Genomic DNA, 389 nt, shown 5'->3' on the forward strand with positions numbered 1-389 from the left:
TAGTAAAGAGCGCGTTCATGGCCGTATGGCCAATGTATTTACCGGCTTATTAACTGGAGAAGCGCATCGTTGCGAATGTTGTGGGTTTGATTCTGTCATCCGTCATGCTTATCATGATAGTTGGATTCAGTTGCTTCCGTATCAAGAAGTACCAACTTATCTACACCTGTACAAACAGCGTTTTCGTTGTACTCAGTGCCATCATACGTTTTCTGCCAAAACCTATTATGTAGCGGAAAATTGTTATATTTCACAGGCCTTAAAATTTGCGATTGCTGTGGATTTGAAGAAAAAGATCTCAATGAAGGATATTGCACAGCGGTATTTTGTTTCCACAAAAACCGTTGAGCGCGTCTTAGACAGCTTCTTTGAAGAGCCACGTAAAAAAA

Annotated in this window: 1 protein-coding gene; it reads left to right on the plus strand. The window is 40.6% G+C overall.

The features are described from left to right. Window positions 1–389, plus strand: a 389-nt coding sequence (locus NE257_RS11265; RefSeq protein ID WP_251886501.1) for a transposase family protein, incomplete at both ends; no start/stop codon positions are given.

The organism is Enterococcus italicus, from assembly GCF_023743875.1.
GTDB classification, from domain to species: domain Bacteria; phylum Bacillota; class Bacilli; order Lactobacillales; family Enterococcaceae; genus Enterococcus_G; species Enterococcus_G italicus.